At 39.0% G+C, this 18,101-nt stretch carries 16 protein-coding genes; 15 read left to right on the top strand and 1 reads right to left on the bottom strand.

All coding sequences use genetic code 11. The annotated features are described in order from the left end of the window. Positions 1-144: 144 nt before the first annotated feature. From MHI52_RS25980 to MHI52_RS25955, 6 genes are all read left to right on the top strand, one after another. Complete coding sequence (locus MHI52_RS25980) at positions 145-360, top strand: hypothetical protein (RefSeq protein ID WP_405157905.1); 216 nt, start codon at positions 145-147, stop codon at positions 358-360. 285 nt (positions 361-645) lie between these two features. Next, on the top strand, positions 646-2,433 hold the full coding sequence (locus tag MHI52_RS25975; protein ID WP_405157904.1) for a helix-turn-helix domain-containing protein: 1,788 nt from the start codon (positions 646-648) through the stop codon (positions 2,431-2,433). Between the two features lie 302 nt (positions 2,434-2,735). Further along, positions 2,736-3,104 (top strand): DUF6075 family protein, encoded by a 369-nt coding sequence (locus MHI52_RS25970; protein WP_405157903.1) that lies wholly within the window; start codon positions 2,736-2,738, stop codon positions 3,102-3,104. A gap of 928 nt (positions 3,105-4,032) precedes the next feature. Further along, positions 4,033-4,497 (top strand): helix-turn-helix domain-containing protein, encoded by a 465-nt coding sequence (locus tag MHI52_RS25965; protein WP_405157902.1) that lies wholly within the window; start codon positions 4,033-4,035, stop codon positions 4,495-4,497. A 176-nt stretch (positions 4,498-4,673) separates the two neighbouring features. Then, complete coding sequence (locus MHI52_RS25960) at positions 4,674-5,609, top strand: STM4504/CBY_0614 family protein (protein ID WP_405157901.1); 936 nt, start codon at positions 4,674-4,676, stop codon at positions 5,607-5,609. Between the two features lie 158 nt (positions 5,610-5,767). Continuing rightward, positions 5,768-6,871, top strand: coding sequence for a hypothetical protein (locus MHI52_RS25955; RefSeq protein WP_405157900.1), 1,104 nt, complete (start codon positions 5,768-5,770; stop codon positions 6,869-6,871). A gap of 400 nt (positions 6,872-7,271) precedes the next feature. Here the strand turns inward: MHI52_RS25955 and MHI52_RS25950 are convergent, their stop codons facing one another. Then, on the bottom strand, positions 7,272-7,691 hold the full coding sequence (locus tag MHI52_RS25950) for a hypothetical protein (RefSeq protein WP_405157899.1): 420 nt from the start codon (positions 7,689-7,691) through the stop codon (positions 7,272-7,274). Between the two features lie 330 nt (positions 7,692-8,021). Between MHI52_RS25950 and MHI52_RS25945 the strand changes: the two genes are divergently transcribed. The 9 genes from MHI52_RS25945 to MHI52_RS25905 all read left to right on the top strand — a co-directional run bounded on the left by MHI52_RS25945 (position 8,022) and on the right by MHI52_RS25905 (position 17,779). After that, positions 8,022-8,492, top strand: coding sequence for a hypothetical protein (locus tag MHI52_RS25945; protein WP_405157898.1), 471 nt, complete (start codon positions 8,022-8,024; stop codon positions 8,490-8,492). Further along, complete coding sequence (locus MHI52_RS25940; protein ID WP_405157897.1) at positions 8,485-9,333, top strand: TnsA endonuclease C-terminal domain-containing protein; 849 nt, start codon at positions 8,485-8,487, stop codon at positions 9,331-9,333. Before MHI52_RS25945 ends, MHI52_RS25940 begins: the two co-directional genes overlap by 8 nt. Continuing rightward, the gene (locus MHI52_RS25935; protein WP_405157896.1) at positions 9,314-11,440 is read left to right on the top strand and encodes a Mu transposase C-terminal domain-containing protein; all 2,127 of its coding nucleotides are present in this window, start codon (positions 9,314-9,316) and stop codon (positions 11,438-11,440) included. Before MHI52_RS25940 ends, MHI52_RS25935 begins: the two co-directional genes overlap by 20 nt. 1 nt (position 11,441) lies before the next feature. Continuing rightward, a complete protein-coding gene (locus tag MHI52_RS25930; RefSeq protein ID WP_405157895.1) occupies positions 11,442-13,094 on the top strand; it encodes an ATP-binding protein in 1,653 nt (550 codons plus the stop codon). After that, complete coding sequence (locus MHI52_RS25925) at positions 13,091-14,644, top strand: TnsD family Tn7-like transposition protein (RefSeq protein ID WP_405157894.1); 1,554 nt, start codon at positions 13,091-13,093, stop codon at positions 14,642-14,644. Before MHI52_RS25930 ends, MHI52_RS25925 begins: the two co-directional genes overlap by 4 nt. A 301-nt stretch (positions 14,645-14,945) precedes the next feature. Next, entirely contained in the window at positions 14,946-15,869 is a 924-nt protein-coding gene (locus MHI52_RS25920) for a hypothetical protein (RefSeq protein WP_405157893.1), read from the top strand. 26 nt (positions 15,870-15,895) lie between these two features. Beyond that, the gene (locus MHI52_RS25915) at positions 15,896-16,573 is read left to right on the top strand and encodes a DUF1643 domain-containing protein (RefSeq protein WP_405157892.1); all 678 of its coding nucleotides are present in this window, start codon (positions 15,896-15,898) and stop codon (positions 16,571-16,573) included. 247 nt (positions 16,574-16,820) lie between these two features. After that, complete coding sequence (locus tag MHI52_RS25910) at positions 16,821-17,120, top strand: MarR family transcriptional regulator (protein ID WP_405157891.1); 300 nt, start codon at positions 16,821-16,823, stop codon at positions 17,118-17,120. Between the two features lie 20 nt (positions 17,121-17,140). Then, a complete protein-coding gene (locus MHI52_RS25905; RefSeq protein ID WP_405157890.1) occupies positions 17,141-17,779 on the top strand; it encodes a hypothetical protein in 639 nt (212 codons plus the stop codon). The last annotated feature ends 322 nt before the right edge of the window (positions 17,780-18,101 follow it).

Raw genomic sequence — 18,101 nt, 5'->3', positions numbered from 1 at the left:
TAAAGTTGCTGTTTGATACACATAATTGCTCATCCTTTGTTGTTTTTAACTCTATATTATATATAGTTTTCCGCAACATAATTCGATTGCATCCCTCATTTTATGCATAAAATATAAAAACTTATAACCAAGGGGGTGCGGTATATGTATGGGCATCAAATCTATCAATTATCGGCAAACGATCGTGCGAAATTTTTAAACGAAGAGCTGAAGAAAGAGGAATATCGGGAGCTTAAGCAATTGGCGAATGAGCTGATGGTTGACGAGACTGATTTGAGAGAGGATATGGCGATTACGGGTTGGTACTACATTGTGGAGCTGAAACGGTTCATGAAGATCGAAGCTAACCAAGCATCTTAAAATTGATTAATGGTCAGACTTGCTTGCAGGCATTAATAGTTATCAAATCAGTTGCCCTCGACTACAACAATAAAAAAACAAAAAAAAGAGAGGCTTCAACACTCCCTGCCAAGTTTGTGTTTACTACAAGCGCTCTCTTCATTCACATTATGTAATGATTATACTACGATTTGACAGGAAATATAATCTTGCAATCGCTTGAGATGGTTTGATATTTTCTTCGACAATTGGATGAAAGAGAGAATGGGTCAGTTGAAGCCTCCTGTGCAAAGGGGGCTATTTCTAATGAAGGAAATGAAGATTTTTAACCAAGTGCCAGTCTTGACGGATGGGCAGATAGACAAGCAAGCAGAGAAACAGATCCGTTTTATGAAGGTAGTACATCCGCAACTTGCGGACGAACATTGGAATGAGGGAAGAGTCGAGCTTAGACCAGTCAAGCGCGATCCATCAATAAGAGAGTATCTACGGAGCTTCGGAACATGGCACCTTGATGAAAAGGATACCTCCGAACTAAAAAAGTTTCTCCAGATTATGAATGCCAAAGGAGTAGACTTATACTTTTCGAGCTTTGCGTTTGACTATGACTTGGAAGTTTTCAAGAAGGATGGGAAAAAGTATGAAAAAGGAAAGGTGAATAATGAAAATGCCTTGTTCACGAGTATTTTGCCAATGGATTTTGACGGCATAATGGCAGAAGAATTCCAGGCTCAGAAACAAAGGCTAATAGATTTGGGCATTGAAACAATTGATATTTTTTCGGGGCACGGCTATCAAAGTTTTATACTGCTAAATCATAGGGTTACAGATAAGGAAATCTACAAGAAGTTTACAGGTTTGATGTTGGCAAAAGGTTTCAAGGTTGATGAGGCAGTACAAGACCCCGCCAGAGTCCTAAGAATGCCATACTCCTTCAATTGCAAGGCTCTTGATCGTAATAGTAAATATTTCAGCGCGACAAACCCAGAGATTGTTGCAACGACGGATGTTTATTGGACGGAGAAGCGGTATCACGTCACTGAGGTTTTCGAGAAGTTGAACAGCCTGCCCGAAGTGATTAGGCAGATAGAGCCTTTGAGCGAGATCGAGATGAAATCTATCCCTACTGCACCACTGAACGGTTCGGACAGGAGAGGAAAGAAGGAGAGGAGCAAACGGGAAATTGAAGCGGTTGGGGAGATAAAGATTGAAACTCTTAAAGCTGTTTATAGCATGCTGGACTTCGAGCGGCTTCCTGATGCCGTACAAAGGATGCTTGCTGGAAGCCAAGAAGGGTTGAGGAATAAAGTGATGATGTTCATCATTCCGTTTTTGCGGAACAGCCTTGGCTTAAATATCCAGACGATTAAGGACGTTATGGTTTGCTGGGGAGAAAGATGCTCACCGAGTCTGGATGCATCCCACATTTTCAAAGACACAGACAGAATATATGCAAAAGACTTTAAGGGCAAACATGGCAAGTATACGGAAGAGCTTCGCGGTGCATATGGGTATTTAGAGTTTGAAAATTATACGAAGAAAAACAAACTCATCATTTCGAATGACTTTTTCGATGATCTAAGCGTTCTATCTGATTGTGCAACGCGGATTTACTTGGCTATGAAGCTTGGAGAAAGCCTGGAGGGAATCAAAAACTTTAGCAAGTTGGACATCCAAAGGTACGCTCAAATTTCCGAGAGAACTCTGGAGCGAAATATGAAGGAGTTAGTTTTAAAAGGACATGTCACTAAACGCAGAGGGAATCGTAGAGCTGGCGAAGGGTATGTGTATTACTTAAATCCCTTCTTTAATTCCGTTTCTGGCTTTACTACCCTTGAGAATGCAACGGTTAAATTGATGCTGAATGATCTTACTGATGGGGAGTTAAAATTGTACAGCTTTCTGAGCAAAATTGTATCTCAGAAAGGAGCTGATTGCTGGGCAAGTCAAAAGTACATCGCTCAAAAAATTGGTAAGAAGGGTCATGATTCAATTTCCAAAATGACAGCGAGTCTTCACAAGAAGGGGTTCATTGCAAAAAAAACAATAGACAGGAACGGGATCAAGCATTCTATTTATAATTTGAATTTCTAATACATCAAACCTGTAGCAAATCTAAGCTCCAGGTTTTTTGTTTTCTATCAATTTTTAACCGTCATCTATTCACATACTTGGAGGAGCCGAAAACCCTTGTTTTATAAGGGGTTTAAGGTTTTAACCGACATCTATTCACAATAATAATAGAAACAGGAGAGGAGAGAAGTGAGAGGATGCGAATAAGGAAAACAATACTTAAAACTTCGATACAACATTGATTCAATTTAATAGATTCGATACTTGTTTTTGATAGGTTGCATGCATATAAGATATAAACCAATTATCAAGGAGGCATATGTATGCAATTTCGTTCAGACGAGCACAAAAGACGATTCAATGATTTATGCGAAAGAGACAAAACGAATATCAAGGACATTGAACGGTGCTCACTTTTTTACATTTTCTCAGGAACAGAACTGTTGTACAAAAATATCGAAATGCTTTACGACTTTGAGGATCATACTATAAGGCTGGAGGCTTACAATCAAGCTTTCCTAACTGGCGGCACTCGTAGCTTGATTGACCTGGCATTTAGTCTGTACGGCTCGGAGGCGGAATGCGAGGTTCGCTTTTTGTTTAATACCCTTGATGACCGCAACAGCATACTTGCATTGCAGGCAATTAAGTATCGATTTCAAATTCCAGTTGAGATTGATGATTTAAAATGAAGCAGAAGAAACATTAAGATGGCGAGGGAGCTACCGACAAATTTATACTCAATCACTATAAGGGTTTATTTACTTGAATCAAAGTAATGAAGTATAATGGAGGCAACTGAATCGAATATTTCAAATCGGAAGCACCGATCTTACCTTAGGGGGGATCTGTGCTTTTTTTGTTTGATGGGAGTTAAAGGGAAGGAATCAGACTAAACAGATCGCTGATTATAGGAGGGGAACGAAATATGGAACCAGAGAAGCTATTTCTGGCAGTTCGGCTAATGGTCGGAGGAGGTTTATTGTTTTTAAACCGAAGTATCTATCAAATGTATGGTCACGATCTGCTAAACAGACCTTTTATGCAAATTGTGTTCTTTCTCATGTTTGTTGCGACGATGCATATGTTTCGCAAGTTGTCACTTTTTCAACTTGCTTTGGAGATGGTAAAGGATCTTTATCGTTTATATAGGGGCAGTCGTAGTAAGGATTGAGAATAAATCCCTAAACATTACACAACTCAATTGTTTACTACTAAATTGACGGCGGTATGATGATTAATCGGGGTATGGAAAGCGAGGAAATTAGTAGGTCAATCAAGTTGCTAAGTGAACAGTATTCGAATAACATTCATGCCGTCATTAGCGTAGTTGATAGGCTAAAAGTATAAATGAATGAATGGACAACTTATCTGCTGGACAAATCAGTATAAGGCTAAAAAGGAGATAGAATCAAAAAACGATGAATTGATCTCCTTTTTATACTGTTACAAAGGAGACCGTATTACAAGAATCAGATGAAACTAAGCTGGAAAAGCAGTAGGGTTTAAGAAAAATCGTTAACCGTCTCTCCATAAAATTATGATCAATCCTATTGGCGACTATGATGTAGAGTTAAAAACAAATCAGGATTCCTAACAAGGATAATAATGGAGGGACACATGACAGAAGAAAAGATTGAACAAGGAACAGGCGGTTCTGATAAATTCGCACTTCTGATTAAGCACTACCGCAAGCTACGCAATTTTTCGCTGAAAGATCTTGAAAATGCCAGTGGTGGATCAGTTAGTGCGGGCTATATCCATCGACTGGAAAGCGGAGAGCGAAATTCTCCGAGCATTAACAAGATAATTGCATTGGCAAAGGCTTTACGGATTAGAAATGAGGTATTGGTTCCAACCTTGTTTTGCGAATTAGATGAAGAGGACAGATCATTTTCTTTGTCGGAAGTGTTGATTCAGAATAGCTATTTTTTAGGGAGTGGTATGCTTAGTTCTGAAGCTAAACAGTCGCTTATACGTATTGTTGAGTTTATTGATCATGCCGAATGGTCGCCGACATCTAAAATGAGAGAGATGTATCAGCTATCGGAGATAATTGACGATTTTAAACAAGCCGTAAGCTAAACAGTGAGAAGTGGGGGGAGCGGGAAATTGGCTCCTTTTTTTTGAATTTTTGATCAGTCGATGGAGTTAATATTTAAACTCTATTGCATTAGATGAGTAGCAATAGAAAGCGTGAAATAGGAAGATATTGTTTTAGCAATTTGATATAATCAAAATGACGATGGAGGTGAGCCAACTTGATTTTTGATCTCTTTTCCAAAAGAGGAAAGAAGCCTGATACAGAGATGTTTATATACGACAATTTCCCCGCAGAATTTCGAATTCAGGTCATACATTTATGGTCTGATGCTATTGGCAGGTGGTATCATGAGACTAATTTTTACGGAGAGACGCATACCAGCCCATCTAATAAGATCTGGCTCCAAATTCATAAGCAATTATGTAAAGAGTATGGCATCTTTTCTCTTAGCGAACAGGGTGATAATCCATATACTCAATGCCAATATTTCATCCAAAATGCTACTACTGAACGAGTTTTGGATATTATTGAAATGAGTTTCTTATGGATCGACGAGGTGGTGCGAAACTGGAATGATTCAGTTTTGCAAAATGCTAATATAACGCAAAGAGCTGAGGATGCTATTGAGGAGCTTAATCAGCGTTTCCGCGAACATGCCATTGGCTATCAGTATATCGAAGGGCAAATTGTCAGAGTTGATTCGGAGTATATTTACGAAGAAGCTGTCCAGCCAGCAATTAGTATGATGTCTGAAGAAGGGTTTGAGGGGGCATCTCAGGAGTTCATGTCTGCTCACGAACACTTCCGTAAGGGACGACATAAAGAAGCAATTTCAGATGCTCTGAAGGCTTTCGAGAGCGTCATGAAAACGATTTGCAAGCGCAAAGGATGGGAAGTTCGAGATAATGCAACAGCGAAACCTCTGATAAATACACTATTTCAGAATGGATTGCTATCCATAAGTCTCCAAACACAATTTAGTTCTTTAAGGGATACACTGGAAAGCGGATTACCCACCATTCGTAACAAAAACAGCGGTCATGGGCAGGGTGAAAGTATAGTCCATTTGCCTACTCATTTGGTTGCATATGCTCTACATCTCGCGGCTACAAACATTTTGTTCCTAATCGAATCCTACAAGGCTTTAGATTAAAAGCAAAAAGAATTCAATACAACAGGAGAAGGGTGGGGGAGCAGTTTGCTCCCTTGCTTTTTATTCTGTAGCAATAGAGTTTAGATTCAAACTGTATTGAAATGTCTCTTCTGAGCCGATATAAATGTAAATAATATTTTACAATAATCGGAGAGCATATGGACATCAACAGTATATTTACGGGTGGGAGCGTCAAGCCCAATACAATTGAAAAGAACATTATTCGACAATATTTGCACAATACTGATCGCATACAGCACTTCCAGATCAGAAGCTATATAGACAACGAGGATTTCTCTGCTATAACGACAACACAAGAATTCGAACACTACATCCAAAGTCAGAACGCTTTTGGCAAAGTGTTTGGTAACTTGGACATGGTGGAAGATGAGTGGTATTATTGCGATTTCGTATCTGGCAACGATGCCTGGATATCCAAAGATGAAGCAGGGGTCTATCGCTATTTCTCCAAGACGAAATTGGGCGGCACGATTAGCCTTAATATATTTGATGTCGTCGAAATTGTTCTTGGAAACGCTGATGATGCGGAGAACGCATTCCAGAGCGCTCGGAGCCTACTCGCCAATTTGTTTGAACTGGAACTAAAGGACGAATGGGTATTACAACAAGCTCAAAAGTATCAGAGCAATCTGCAATACATACGTGGAGAAAGAAAGGATCTGGAGCAAGCATATCCCGCAGTGTTTCAATTTATTCAAAAATACTATGCCATCTTAGAGTATTTCAACGATCACCAGGAGGATAAATTATATCGGGTCTTCAGCTACGAAAATCAGCATGTGTTTTTCTCCGCAACCAATCGAATTAAGGAAAAATTGAAAATTAGTCAATCAACCGTGACCAGATCCATTAATATGCTCGCGCTATCAGGATTAATTGTAAAAATTCCGCATCAAAAACTTCCAAGCAGAATGCTTGAAATATCTGATGCGATTTTGAGTTATCGGATGAATCAGGGCTATATAGGAGGCAAAAGGATTACGTTTTACACAATCCCAGAGTATAGTAATGAAACATTGCAATTGGCAGAAAAGGTCGTTATCATACTGCAAGCCGCTGGCGTATGGGGAAGTTTACTTACAAAGGAGAAAGTGAGTAAGCACTTTGGAGAAGCAAGAGCAAATCAGGTGTATTTAGCTGAATATACCGTGAAGAAAATTAACTCAGCAGATAATTCTACGTTGGTTGATGATGCAGAAGACATCCTAATCGATATTGAAGATGATCCAATTCCATTTTAATAGCTATAAATTTATATAATTTACACTACAGTTATCGGTTTAACGCATTAAAGTTGTGTATCTCATGTTTGGAGGAACTCAATCTTATATCAAGCATGTATCCCTGAGATGGGATGCTTAGTTTTTTACGCGTATCACTAATGAGGAGTTTGCATAAAAACCAAGGTTTATCGCGCAGGCGAATATTGTAACCATGTTTTGCGCTAAGCGTCCGTAGGGACGCACATAAGAAGATTGCGAAGTAGTATAACACTTTTATTTGTATTTTAGCTTGATAAATTTAAGACATTTAATATATGCAACCATTTATTTACAAATTTTTCGCAAACTCACTCAAGGCGTACATTTTCCACGACAAAAAAGAGAGGCAATCTAATCCTCTCTCCCTCGTCGTTATGAACTACCAGACACTTTTCATTGCGTTTGAAAATGAAATAATCGCGACCTTTTTTATTTTTGACAGAGCATATCGAGCCGACTCCCATAAAACCAGCATAAGCAATATCCCACAAACCACATATCCTGCTGTTACTGCGATTTGCTCATAGCTCAATCCAACAATAATACTCGCTATTAAATAAAATGTTAAACGTGGCTTGCCCATTTTGAAAACCTTCATAATTACTCTCAGCCATTTCCTCAATCCAACTCCCTCATGCGTCCAATTCTTACTGTGACGGAAAGCTCCCCAGAGCGGAAGAAGAATGACTACGCAAACTGCTACATACAGCAAAGTGTTTAATAACATCGATACGGCAAATGCCAAAATCGATCCCATAAATGCAATAACCAAGATATAGCCCAATGTGTTTTTAATCATGTCAACATGCTCCTGTTTTTAATTTTGCCTTGTATACATCTCACTGCCTAACTTCCTGCCTGTACTTTTTTGAACTTAATCATTCCCCATTCATTTTAATCTCTCTATATGATAGATTTCTCCATTGCATATAATCGTGCTTTTGACCAAAAAGTGTGAGAAGATCGTTGGTTGTTGATTAGCTCGTTATGAGTTATAATGTTGCCAATAACACTTTCACCAACTTTAAATGCATTGCTTATATGCTGTTTCCTTTTAAAAAAAGGAGACTCGTCGCATATAGGCAATGCATTTTTTTATGCTTTAAATTAGAAGAAAGAAGGTTGGAAAATGGAAATTGAGTATAGTTGCAAAGTTGTCAGATACAATTTTGGTGAAGATTATAAGACAGATGTTGTGATCATCTTTGATTTTCTATTGGACTTAGGATCGCTTCGGAACCTACTTAAACATTTAACGGTCCCGTCTATGTATATACCAATCAAAACGATTGCATTTATCGATGAAAATATCGGAAAGTTGGCTGAGTTTTACCACGGTGACATCACTTCTCGAGCTAAAATAGAATTCATCGATTGTAACAACTTTAGCGTCAATTTCAGAAACGATGCTATTCAAGGCTTCATTTCAAACAAAGTTTTGAAGCAGTGGGATGTCAAAAGTGTTGAGGAGATGCTTGCAGGAGACACATTGAACAGCGTAATACTGACGAATTACACATATGGTCAAAAACATGCTGAAGCGACGGACGCCTATCATATCTCTTTAAGATTGCAGAATGGGGAGAGATCTGATGTCTAAATTTAACTACGATGCTTCTGATGCCAAATTACAACGATTCATTAAGGAAGGAAGAGGTCAGGGGCGTGGGGCAGAATACCAGCCATGGCTAAATGTCCATAGCATTGCATCCCGCGGAAGAGTGAGCAGAGTTTCGGGCTGGAAAACGGGCAGGGTGCATCATTTTCTATCCGATAATGAGACGCGCTATTTCTATTTATGCGAGTGGTCAGATGCTGTGATCGACATCCGCGAGCATTATCCCCTCATGGATTTGTACGAGATGACTGATATTTTAGATGATGACTTAACGAAAAAACTAATGGATCGAAAAACGGGTACTCCACATATTTTAACGAGCACGTTTTTATTAACGATGAAAAACGAGCAGGGGCAAGAGCGACATTTCGCTCGGAATATCAAAGAGGCGAGGGACTTTGAAAAAAACTCAGTCATTGAACGTTATGAGGTCATTCGCCGATATTGGCACAAAAAAGGTATTCCTTGGGGACTGGTTAGCTCCTTTGAAATCAATGCGGCATGGGCAAAGAACATTGAATGGTTGCACGCCGCAAGAAGGTTAAGCGATTGGGGCTACTCAGAACAGCAGATTGCAGGCGAGAGCCAATCATTAATGGAACTTTTGAACGGCGGAAAAGGAACGATAAAAAACGCCATTGAACGCTTCGATAGTCAGCTTTCAGGAGAGCAAGGGAAAGGATTGTTAATGCTAAAGCATTTGCTTGCGACTAAGCAAATCAAAATCGATATGGACAAGCCTATTGACCTTAATCATTCTGCTAAAAGCATTGATATTGTGGATAACAAAGGAAGTGATGCAGGTGCTAAGATTAGTAGTTAACTCATTGCTTCAATGTAGTGGAGATCCAAAGCAAATCGAAAGAATCTTGTGGATCGATGCAGGACGAGTCCATTGTTACACAATCAATATCTTCGATAATCGTTTTCCAGAACTGCGATTACTCCAGGATATTGAGCAGGGGTTGCAGGAAGAGATCTTCCGTATTGTTGACGATGAATGGTTCTCTCTCGTCTGTGAGGAGTTATTATCTGAAAAGGCAAGAGTGCAGATGGAGAATGCGTGGGAGGCTGTAAAACATTTAGTGGACAAGGAGCCAGCCATTTTTGACACGGAGTTTCGCAATCAATTCATTCAGGAGGAATCAGAGCGTTCGGGACTAAGCACAAAAACTATTGGACGATACTTGAAGTCATTTTGGGTCAAAGGAAAGGTCAAATACGCTTTGGCTCCTGAATTCGACAAAAGAGGAGGCGCTGGAAAGACGAAAACTTCAGGTCAAGCCAAACGGGGAAGACCGCGAAAATACAGCCAGGATACGGGAATTAATGTTGACGAGGGGGTTGAACGTATATTTCGAGTATCATTAAAAAAATATTATTATACCTCGAAGAAAGCACCGCTCAAGTTTGCTTTTCAAAAGATGATTCAGGAGTTCTATAGTCAGGAGCATAAAATAGAGAATGGCATAAAGATGCCTATTATCCAAGGTGCTAATGAATTGCCGACATATGCGCAGTTTAAATACTTCTTCCAGAAGGAAAACAACATAAAGAAGGAAGTCTCAACGAGGTTTAGTTCGAAAAAATATGAGTTGCTTCACCGTCCTGTGTTGGGGAGTGCAACGGCAGAAAGCATTGGACCAGGGTCACGCTACTTGTTCGATGCGACTGCTTTCGATGTATATTTGGTTTCAAGAATTAATAGGAACTGGATAATCGGACGTCCCTACCTCGTATACACCCAGGATGTCTTCAGCAGATGCATCACTTCGATCCATGTCACTTTGGAAACAAGCTGGCTCTCTGCGGCAATGGCAATTGCAAATTGTTGCGAAGATAAAGTAGAGTTTTGCAAGCAATATGGAATCGATATCCGACCAGAAGAATGGGAGGCAAAGCACCTACCCGAAACCATTCTTGGGGATCGTGGGGAACTCTTTACAAAGGATGCAGAGACCCTTATAAGTAATCTGCATGTCAAGATTGAGAATACCTCATCGTATCGTGGGGATTTGAAAGCAATTCTTGAGCGACATTTCCGAACGACAAATGATTTGACGAAAATGATGTTGCCTGGGATCATCAATCCTGATTTTAGGCAGAGAGGTCCAAACAGCCGCGATTATCGCTTGGATGCAAAATTAGATCTCTATCAATTCACCCAGATTATTATCCGTTGCGTGCTATACCACAATAATCATTACTTGCCCAACTACCCTCGTGAGGAAATGATGATTAGCGATGACATAGAAAGCATCCCCTCGAAAATTTGGCAGTGGGGAGTGCAATATCGTTCGGGAAAATTGAGGGAAGTCCCAAAGTCGGTCGTCTTATTAAACCTGCTTCCACTCGCTGAGTGCCTGGTGACTTACAAAGGCTTAAAATTCAAAGGCTTGTTCTACAGCAGTCATACAGCTCTCAAAGAAAGGTGGATGGAGAAAGCACGCACGGAAACCTGGAAGATTCCTGTCAGCTACGATCCACGAAATTTAGGGACAATATATTTGAGAGGTGTGGGCGAGAATGGGTTTGAACCATGCTATCTTCTAAGCCAGTACAATCAGTATAACGGTCGCACCCAGGAGGAGATTGAGTATTTGCAGGAGTTTGAGCGTATGCAAAAGGCACAACAAGCAGAAAAAGAGCTACAACCTCAAATTGATCTCATCACACACATCGAGGCTATCGTACTTGAGGCGGAAAAGCAAACGAAAGAGCAATATGTCTCGGGTACAAAAGCTGAAAAACTTCGTGGAATTCAAGACTATCGGAATTTTGAAAAGCAACTCATGCGAAATGAGGAATCCATACACGCTCAGCTTGGGTTCGGAAAATCAATTCAGTTTGAAGACAGGGCAGATTCCACTGAAAACATTGATTATTTTGATGATTTCGAATTGTTGAGAAGGAAACGAGGGGAGGAATAGCATGACTGAATGGATACAGATCCCTAACGGGGCTTTGGCACAGGTGGCTGACTATTCTTCACAATTCGTGAGTCAATACGAAGGCAATTTGCTTATCGAGGCACTCCCCCCAATAATGTCTAAAGAAGAGGTTGTTCAAGTCTTATCAAGTTATCCTCACTTCAATGAGGAAGAACGATTTGCCGACAGTCATTATCGTTTCCACATGATTCAGCAACTGCTTGGTTACTTTCAAGTAATGCCTCTGCATATTGACCTTGAAAATCGAATATCGAGACTGATTCGGCAAGGCTATGTCAATCGAAATCCTTTAAAGCCACACTATGCGAGTCGGATGGTTCAAGGACACGCTGATATTCAAAGTGGACAAATTCGCCAAAGTGTACAAGCATTCTCCTCTGGAATGACCATTGTCGGTATTAGCGGGATTGGTAAGAGTACAGCTATTAATCGTATATTGAGTTTAATGCCCCAGATCGTAAGTCATTCGGAATACAACAGCATACAGCTAAGTGCATATCAAATTACTTATTTGCGCTTGGAGTGCCCACCAGATGGCTCAATCAGAGGCTTAATCAACAATTTTTTTGTGGAATTGGATCAACTCCTCGGGACAAATTACATGGATCGCTTTGGCAAAAACACTAAATTATCTGCCGCCTCCTTGATGCCGATTGTTGCCCAAATCGCAAGGAGCTGTAACTTGGGGCTTCTTGTTGTTGACGAGATTCAAAACTTATCTGTAGCTAAAAGTGGTGGTGCGGAAAAAATGTTATCATTCTTTGTTGCGTTGTCGAATTCCATCGATCTCCCAGCGGTTTTAATCGGAACACCAAAATCTCAAACTCTCTTCTCCGATTTCCGCATTGCGCGACGCGGTAGCGGTCAGGGTGACGTAGCATGGCTACCAATGAAGAAATCTGAGCCGAGTTGGAGGCTTTTCATCGAAGGGATTTGGGACTATCAGTGGGTTCGAAATCCAACGGAATTAACAACAGAGTTGAATGATACGATATATGAAGCGAGTTGCGGAATAACGGACATTGCCGTTAAAATTTTTATGTTCTCTCAGATACGTGCGATAACATCAGGGACAGAAACGATAACCCCACAGATCATCAAGGGTGTCGTTAAAGATAGCCTGAAATTAGTTGAGCCGATGTTGAACGCGCTTCGCTCAGGCAACCTGAACGGCATTGCCAGGTTTGGCGATATCAATATTGCTCCAATCGATGGATTTATAGCGGCGGAGCAATCCAAGCTGGATTTAGGAAATTTGCTTCAAACGTTTCAGAAAACACAAAAAGAACAACAGGTGCATGCTGAGCGATTGAAACAGGATGCCGTAGTGCGATTAACACTATTAGGGGTTCCAGAAAAAGATGCCAAACATAATGTCGGCAAAATCCTCTCGGAAATGCCACGTGTCCAAACCGTTCAAGAGGTTGTACAGGAAGCTTATAAGCTTCATCTTGGTCTAACTGAAGATATGCAAGCTACAAGCAAGACACGACCGCAAATCGAAGATGAACGTGATTTGCGGAAGTTGGTTAAGGCAGGAAAGGAGAATGGTTTAACTGCCTATCAGGTGCTTAAAGATGCTGGATATATTGCATCAGACTTTTCAATAGACGCTGGAAGTGAAATCGAATGATGCTTCAATTTCCGATTCCTTACGAGGACGAATTATTGCATAGTTTGCTTGCCAGATTTGGGATTCGAAGTGGCAACATAAGTAAAAGGGCTATCTTGATGGACATATTCGGAACAGATAGCTTCACAGCCTGCTTGGAATTGCAACCAGGCATCAGCAATATAGTTTCAAATTTACCTATTGGATCAACAATATCAGCAAAGCGACTCATCTACCAGAATACGATGTACCTCTTTTATAACGCTTTTCGGGATGAAGAACAGGCGCACGCCATATATATCAGTATGCTTGATGAGCATGGAAGGGATCTGCATAATGCCATTGGTTTAATGTCATCATCAGTCCAACCGAATACTCACTTTCAATATTGCTCCTTATGCAATCAGGAGAGCATAAGACAGCATGGAGAACTATATTGGACGCGGCTATTTCAAATCCCAGGTGTTCGAATTTGTATCAAACATGGCATATGGCTTTCTGAAAGCTCAGTTTTGACGAGAGAAAGAACGAAGTATGCATTCATAGCTCCAACACAGGATAATTGCACTGATCATTCTGTTCGAGAGATTACTGATAAGGAAATGTTGAGCCAATATAGTTGCATCGTGAACAACATTGAGAAGTTGCTCAATTTTAAATATCCTCATCGTCCAATGGATTGGTTTCATAAACACTATATAAATCAGTTGATACGGAAAGGCTACGCCTCAGATAAGGGAAGAACTGATTATAAGCGATTAAGAGCAGAATTTATTGATTTTTACGGAGTTGAACTGCTGGAGATTCTCCAATCATCAGCAAATGGTGAAAGTAGCTGGTTAAAGCTAATTTTCCAAAGGCATCGAAAGGGGTTTCATCCTATTCGCCATCTGTTGGTCATGCAATTTTTAGAATTGACACTGGATGAAGTTTTTAATAGCGATCCATCTGAAATAGATGGTCATGAGAGTAAAACATCTCCTCCAAAGAGAAAAATTATGAAGAAAACAATGACTGAAGAATATAGAGAGCAAGCCAAAAGGGAGAGACGAGAAGTATGGTTACAAATGCGAAATGATTATCCTCATCATGGTAGATTGGAGTTGAGGAAGCTTGATCCCAAGGTATATGCGTGGCTCTATCTGTACGACCGAGAATTTCTTATGGATCACATGCCCCAAAAGTTGCCACCGAAGGCTGGTACAACACGTCATGATTGGGAAAAGCGAGATCTGGAGATTCTTGAAAAAGTTACTGAGATTGCAGAACAGTTGATGAGTGAAGGAGGAAAGCCACGCCGCATCACTTTGGAAAGAATACAGGAGATTATAGGTAGCAAATGTTTAATGCCCAAGCATTTGAAGAAGATGCCACGTACTCGAGCCTTTCTTGAGCAGGTGGTAGAAGATGCTGAAGCGTTTCAAAAACGTAGAGTATTGTGGGCAATCGGGGAATTGAAGTCGAACGATGAATCACTAACTTTAAATAGGGTTAAAGTGAAGGCTGGAGTAAGTAGGATTCCAGAAGAATTTTTGCAGGAGTTTTCTGTGATAGCTCCAAAACACAAATAAGTAAAGGCCTGAGGAGTGCAATACTCTCAGGCCTTTACTTATTGAAGTATATATATTCCGAAAAGATACCTTTTCGGAATAAATTATGAAGTGGATAGCAAAGGGTAAGCTTCAACTTTGTCGAATTGATAATTAAGATAAGAGTGATATTATTTAAAACCTTCAAATAGGGAAGATATTTTTGAATTGATTAAACTCAGAGTTTTACACGTAAATATGCGAAAGTCGGATTAATATTAAGACGCTATATTATAAATGAAGTTATATCAGAATCATTTTACTAATTAGGGGATGTATAAGTATGAATCATAATGATCTAATTCATGAATTTGGTAGAAAAAGTGTAGTAGAACATCTTCATATTATTGAAACATTTTGTGAAAAAAATGAACTATCAGGTAATGATGGCCTTTATGGGCAATTCCAATTTGTAAAAGCATTAATAAGAAGTGGTTCAATTGAACACCATCCTGGAATAGGAAGGGATTTATTTGAAATTTCTTATACAATTTGGGCTTTAGAAAAACTTGGCTACTTGCATATTATTGATGGAGTAGCCCGTAGATTTAAGAAGGGTGGTGAATATGGAGATACGAGTGCATATCTTTCCACTGAAGAAGGTAATTATTTTAAAAATTTCCTTCTTCAAGCTCAAGTAGGTCTAAGACTTGTAGAAAGTGGGATTGATGTTACATGTGGTGATGATCAAAATGGAGATCCAGATTATTTTACCGAAGAAGATATAAGACTTGAGATAAAAGCACCAGCATCAAAATTAGCATTATTTCAGGCTTTAGTAAAGGGAGTTCAACAAATTGAGGATAAGGGGTCACCTGGAATTATTGTATTATGTTTAGATCACATGGTTACAAGAAAAATGATCCCAGCTACAGTATCACCGCTACCTGAAGAGATCATTAGTATTATTCTTAGTGGATTGCCAACTAATACTAATTCAAATACTATAGGCGTAATTGCTGAATGGGGAAGTTGGGATGGAAATGCAGCTTTTACTGTGGTACAACCGATTATGAATAATGCAAAGGGGCAGACCGAGAACAATAAGCTAAAGGTACATAAAATATGGAGTGCGCTTTGTTCTGAAAGTGTGTATCACGATGGAATAGTTGTTGGGGATACGCTGCATCCGTTTCCTTATGGTAAAGACTATAAAAGTGGAGTGAAGCCTGAGACCTTTTTCTCAGCTACGTGGCCCAGTCTATAAAATGAAAATTCGGAAGGAGCGTAAGAATGGGCAAAAGTGTATATTTTTCTCAATTTGTCGATGTTGAAAGAATTGAAACAATCCCTAAAACTATTAAGAACAAGAATCTCGATAGATATAGGTATTCATTAACTATTCCCTTTAAGGAACGGAGTAGCGGTCCAACTGCTGTTGTTATTATGAAAAATCCAAGTAAAGCTGGTTTTTTTGATGAAGATAACAAAAAGTTGTTGTCTGATGACACCATCTATAGAGTATGTGATTATATTTATAAAAGAAAGGAGAAGTTTTCAAAGCTTATTATACTTAACCTCTTTCCTATATATGGTTCAACTTTTAAAAACATTGCGATCAAAAATATTAGAGAATTAACAGGTGAAACTGGAGGGTATTCCCAAAATGATAAAGTGATTAAAAAAGTTCTTAATTCACTGACCATTAAGGAGGATAGAATCATACTTGCATGGGGGGGATATCCAAAAATAAGTGGCAATAAGGAAAAAAAAATTTCTAAAAGTGGGCAACAAAAGGTAAATAAACTTTATGTACAACGAATAAAAAAGGTTTTGAGTATTATTGAAAATCGACCTATCTTTAAAGTTGGCACAGAGCTAAGCTATGGTAAATTTCCACAGCACGGAAAAGCGTGGTACGACTTTGAGGAATTATTACTATTTGATTATCCTATACTTAGCAAAAGCTAAGTTGTTTTTCTTTCAAATGGAGGGAATTGTACTTTTCTGTCGAAATTTAGATACACTTCTTAACCCAAAAAAATTCTCAACTGAGTGGCTCTTTTTATTCTGAAAAGAGCTACTTTTTATGTTAAATAAATTTAAGGAAAAAAACTAATATTTCTAATATACGCAAACTTAATTCTTTATATTAAACATGTTTACATTTCATGAGGGCTGTTGTACCATAGTAGTTAGATTCAGGAGGGATTAGCGGGTGGGAGTTAAACAGTCTAAGAACAAGGATTCGGTAAAGGTAACTCATGATTTTTTGCTCGATTGTGCAAAAAATAAAAATCTTACCAAGAAAAGCTACAGGGTATTGCTTTATTTGCTCACAATTGCATCATCAAAGAGATTAGAACAAATTAGCCAAAAAGAAATATCTGAAGAATTGGATATGGACAAATCATCGGTATCGCTTGCCATTCGCAGTCTTGTTGAAGAAGGATACATAAGTCATATTCCTTTTTTGCAGAGCTGCCTATTTATTGATCCAGATGATGATGAATATTAGACACGAAAGGGTGATCAAACATGAGAAAAAATCGAGGTCAGACAGACATTAAAAAAAAGTATCAAAATCAAGATGAGAAAGTTAAGAAATTGATAAAAACCTTGGCAAAGATGAGAATCTTGGAAGAGGATCTTGAGTATTTTCACGATTACTTCCATCAAGAAATTCAAAGTGCTTTACAAGAGCGAAACCAATTACTACGGAGAAGAAAGTATCAGTTGATTTGCTATGCCTTATGGGGATATCAAGTCAATTTGGTCCAATCCCTGGAAATGGCAGTTAATTTTTTCGATGAGTCAACACTTAAAGATTATATGAAGAAGAAGCTTAAATTGGATAGAGCTATAGATGAATTGGTAGACATTCGTAATCAAGCGGCACATCCCAATCTTGATTTCGTAGGACTGGACATTTTATTCAAAAAGAAAACGTCATATCAAATGATTCAAATCGTAACTAACCATCTGACAGATAAATTAAAAGACAAGTATGAACTCAAGAATAAGAAACTCAGTGAACTGACACAGTATCGCTATGAAAAACAAATGAAGAATGATATCGAGCGTGAAAAAGAATTTTATGTGAGTAAAATCGAAAATAAGTTCAAGAGAAGTCGTTATGAAACTCAAGAAGTAAAAACTAAAACAATTCGCAAGTAATTGGTGAATTGTTAGTAGTACAAACAAGAATTAGGACTGGAAAAGGATCGGCTAACTTACCCGATCCTTGCTTCAGTCTTTTTTTCATTTGCCGCGGCTTCTCTTGAGTTTCAAAATTCATGTGAGAACGCAGATGAATTTCAGCGTCTTTTCTTTTTTAACCAGATTTTTGTCATTCCTTTTCATGTATAATTTGATATAGATATAAGGGGTCATCAGTCAATGAAATATTATTGGCATGGAAATATAATGTTAGATGGATGGAAGAGCTTTAACGAACTTCAATCATTGAGAGTAGCTTCTGCTTATTTTCTAAATTTGG

The organism is Paenibacillus sp. FSL H8-0283, assembly GCF_045040675.1.
In the GTDB taxonomy this organism is placed as follows: domain Bacteria; phylum Bacillota; class Bacilli; order Paenibacillales; family Paenibacillaceae; genus Paenibacillus; species Paenibacillus amylolyticus.
This window is presented reverse-complemented; position numbering and strand designations above follow the sequence as displayed.

What these genes read in the sequence shown, in the direction of transcription:
- MHI52_RS25980 (WP_405157905.1), top strand. Translation starts at nt 145, where the DNA reads ATGTATGGGCATCAAATCTATCAATTATCGGCAAACGATCGTGCGAAA.
- MHI52_RS25920 (WP_405157893.1), top strand. Translation starts at nt 14,946, where the DNA reads ATGAATCATAATGATCTAATTCATGAATTTGGTAGAAAAAGTGTAGTA.
- MHI52_RS25930 (WP_405157895.1), top strand. Translation starts at nt 11,442, where the DNA reads ATGACTGAATGGATACAGATCCCTAACGGGGCTTTGGCACAGGTGGCT.
- MHI52_RS25915 (WP_405157892.1), top strand. Translation starts at nt 15,896, where the DNA reads ATGGGCAAAAGTGTATATTTTTCTCAATTTGTCGATGTTGAAAGAATT.
- MHI52_RS25975 (WP_405157904.1), top strand. Translation starts at nt 646, where the DNA reads ATGAAGGAAATGAAGATTTTTAACCAAGTGCCAGTCTTGACGGATGGG.
- MHI52_RS25950 (WP_405157899.1), bottom strand. Translation starts at nt 7,691, where the DNA reads ATGATTAAAAACACATTGGGCTATATCTTGGTTATTGCATTTATGGGA.
- MHI52_RS25955 (WP_405157900.1), top strand. Translation starts at nt 5,768, where the DNA reads ATGGACATCAACAGTATATTTACGGGTGGGAGCGTCAAGCCCAATACA.
- MHI52_RS25925 (WP_405157894.1), top strand. Translation starts at nt 13,091, where the DNA reads ATGATGCTTCAATTTCCGATTCCTTACGAGGACGAATTATTGCATAGT.
- MHI52_RS25970 (WP_405157903.1), top strand. Translation starts at nt 2,736, where the DNA reads ATGCAATTTCGTTCAGACGAGCACAAAAGACGATTCAATGATTTATGC.
- MHI52_RS25965 (WP_405157902.1), top strand. Translation starts at nt 4,033, where the DNA reads ATGACAGAAGAAAAGATTGAACAAGGAACAGGCGGTTCTGATAAATTC.
- MHI52_RS25940 (WP_405157897.1), top strand. Translation starts at nt 8,485, where the DNA reads ATGTCTAAATTTAACTACGATGCTTCTGATGCCAAATTACAACGATTC.
- MHI52_RS25905 (WP_405157890.1), top strand. Translation starts at nt 17,141, where the DNA reads ATGAGAAAAAATCGAGGTCAGACAGACATTAAAAAAAAGTATCAAAAT.
- MHI52_RS25945 (WP_405157898.1), top strand. Translation starts at nt 8,022, where the DNA reads ATGGAAATTGAGTATAGTTGCAAAGTTGTCAGATACAATTTTGGTGAA.